General features: G+C 43.7%; 4 protein-coding genes. All 4 read left to right on the top strand.

What is annotated here, in order from left to right; translation table 11 throughout:
* The coding region (locus F6K49_RS40650) for an FtsW/RodA/SpoVE family cell cycle protein (RefSeq protein ID WP_293106581.1) at window positions 1–170 on the top strand (170 nt) is incomplete at its 5' end.
* A gap of 82 nt (window positions 171–252) precedes the next feature.
* Window positions 253–444, top strand: coding sequence for an NAD(P)H dehydrogenase subunit NdhS (locus F6K49_RS40645; protein WP_293106578.1), 192 nt, complete (start codon window positions 253–255; stop codon window positions 442–444).
* Window positions 445–507: 63 nt separating this feature from the next.
* Window positions 508–1,038, top strand: coding sequence for an IS607 family transposase (locus tag F6K49_RS40640; RefSeq protein WP_293106575.1), 531 nt, complete (start codon window positions 508–510; stop codon window positions 1,036–1,038).
* Between the two features lie 154 nt (window positions 1,039–1,192).
* Window positions 1,193–2,116, top strand: a complete 924-nt coding sequence (locus tag F6K49_RS40635) for a transposase (protein WP_293106571.1) — start codon at window positions 1,193–1,195, stop codon at window positions 2,114–2,116.
* Window positions 2,117–2,563 lie beyond the last annotated feature (447 nt).

Genomic DNA, 2,563 nt, shown 5'->3' with positions numbered 1-2,563 from the left:
TTGTGTTTCAAACCGTGATCAACATTGGGATGACTATTGGTTTAGCTCCCATCACAGGAATTCCTCTACCTTTACTCAGTTACGGTCGTTCAGCCCTACTAACCAACTTTCTTGGCCTAGGGTTGGCTCAAGCAGTAGCCAATTATCGACAGCGATTGAAGTTCCAATGAGTTATGAGTTATCCCATACCCCATCACCAATAAGTCCATTAGCTCCTATCCTAGTAAAGGAAATCTAAGTTTTTAGGCACTCATGATTTTTCCAGGTTCTATAGTTCGCGTAATCAATGTTGACGATACCTATTATAGCTTTGAGGGGCTAGTACAGCGGGTTAGTGATGGTAAAGCAGCTGTGCTGTTTGAAGGAGGTAACTGGGATAAATTAGTGACGTTTCAGCTGTCGGAAATCGAAGAGGTGAAACCAAAAATTGGTAAAAAGGGCTAACAACAGTTAAATAAAATCTCAACAAATCTAGCACTATTCCCCAAAACGTGTTAGATTTTAGACATGGCACTCATACCCATCCGTAAGGCGGTCGAACTTACAGGACTCTCTGCGAACACATTAAGGAAGTACGCAGATAATGGCACTCTCAAATGCGAGCGAACCCCTGGGGGAACTAGACTCTTTGACTCAACAGATCTTCTCCGTTTTGGAAAAGCTCCAAGGTCTAACAGACCCCGTTGTTACACCGTCTGTTATTGCCGAGTCAGTAGTACCAAACAGCGAGACGATCTGGCTCGCCAAGTCGCCTATCTGCACTCCCTCTTCCCAGAAGCAGAAATCATCAAAGACATCGGTTCCGGCCTCAACTACAAAAGGAAAGGGCTTAGAACCATACTGGAGCGAATTGTCTGCGGAGATAAGCTCACGATTGTTGTTGCCTGTAGAGACCGACTTACCCGATTCGGGTTTGAACTCATTGAGTACTTGGTCAGTCTCAACGGTGGAAAAATCCTGGTTCTCGACCAGCCTCAGAGCTGTCCCGAATCCGAACTTACAGCAGATCTTCTCTCCGGAGACGAAACCTTAGAATAAAGAAGCCTTATTTCATGAGTTTTAACCTTTTTACCCATAGCCTGTCGCCTATAAAGGCTTCTTTATTCTTACGGTAACTTCAAAATCATTCACGTGTTCTCCTGCCGGGTTCACGGACTCAGAAAGTACGGTAAGAAAATCAAAGAAGATCCGAGTGTTCCTAAAACCTGAACAGCGTACGCTTGTTCGCCAATGGTTTGGGGTATCCCGTTATGTTTTCAACAAGACCGTCAAGATCCTTCAAACCGGCGAAGTTAAAGCTAACTGGAAAGCCATCAAAACTGGCATATTGAACGACCTTCCCGAGTGGTGCAAGTCAGTGCCTTATCAGATTAAATCGATAGCGATAAAGGATGCTTGCACCGCCGTTCGGGAAGCTAAGAAGAAATACAAGAAGACTGCTCAAATTAATCGGGTTAGATTTAGGTCTCGTAAAAACCCCAAGCAGTCTTGCTACATTCCCAAGTCAGCGGTATCATTGAAAGGTATCTACCACACCAAACTTGGCGAAATATCTTATTCAGAATCTATTCCTGATAACATTGGTGATTGCCGACTAACCAGCCACAATGGAGAGTTCCACTTGGTAGTACCCCATGAAGCAGCGAAAGTAAAGACCGATAACCAAGGCCGAGTAGTTGCTTTAGATCCTGGAGTCAGAGCTTTCCTCACCTTCTTCAGCGAGACTTCCGTCGGAAAAATTGGACACGGAGATTTTTCTCAAATTCAAAGATTGTGCCAGCATTTAGATAATCTACTTTCCAAGATAAGTAAAGTTAAACGCGGCCAAAAACGTCGAATGAGAAAAGCGGCTCGCCGAATGATCATTAGGGTTCAAAACCTGATAAATGAGCTGCACCACAAAGCTGCCAGATTCTTTGTAGACAATTTTGATGTGATATTACTTCCTACATTTGAGACATCTCAAATGTCAAAAAAAGGGAATAGGAATATCAGGTCTAAAACTGTTCGCAATATGCTTAACTTTGCCCATTATCGGTTTAAAGAATTCCTAAAGCATAAAGCCAAAGAAACTGGGAAGACAGTAGTGGATGAAAGCGCAAGCTTATACCAGTAAGACCGTTAGCTGGACCGGTGAAATGGTAAACATTGGCGGAAGCAAAGTCATTAAATCTAAAGTTGATGGTCGATCTATGGATTGACCTTTGGTCACGCTTCGCGAACGAGACATCAACGGCGCTCGTGGAATATTCCTAAGAGCCTTGGGAGATACCCCCTGGCTGCGAGAGCAGCTTGCATTAGTGGGCTAAGATCTTCGTTTTGTAGATTTTGGTAGCTAAAAAGTATCGGCATACATCAATAACTAATGACTAATGACTAATAACTAAACCATGCGCCTTCCCTTACCCCAGTTTACCCCCAGCAATCGCTCAGAAAATCACCTTGCTGAGGTGATTGAAACAGCAACTACAGAATTTCTAGCTCAATGTTTAGAGCCAGAAGATCTAAGCTTTCCGGTCATGCCTCCCTTTGGCAGCTGGGTAAAATCTGTAGATGATGAGTC

This window comes from Moorena sp. SIO3I6 (genome assembly GCF_010672095.1).
The sequence above is the reverse complement of the archived record's forward strand: the minus strand, read 5'-3'. Positions and strand labels throughout refer to the sequence as shown.

Coding starts and splice junctions, on each gene's coding strand:
- F6K49_RS40640 (WP_293106575.1), top strand. CDS start 508: ATGGCACTCATACCCATCCGTAAGGCGGTCGAACTTACAGGACTCTCT.
- F6K49_RS40645 (WP_293106578.1), top strand. CDS start 253: ATGATTTTTCCAGGTTCTATAGTTCGCGTAATCAATGTTGACGATACC.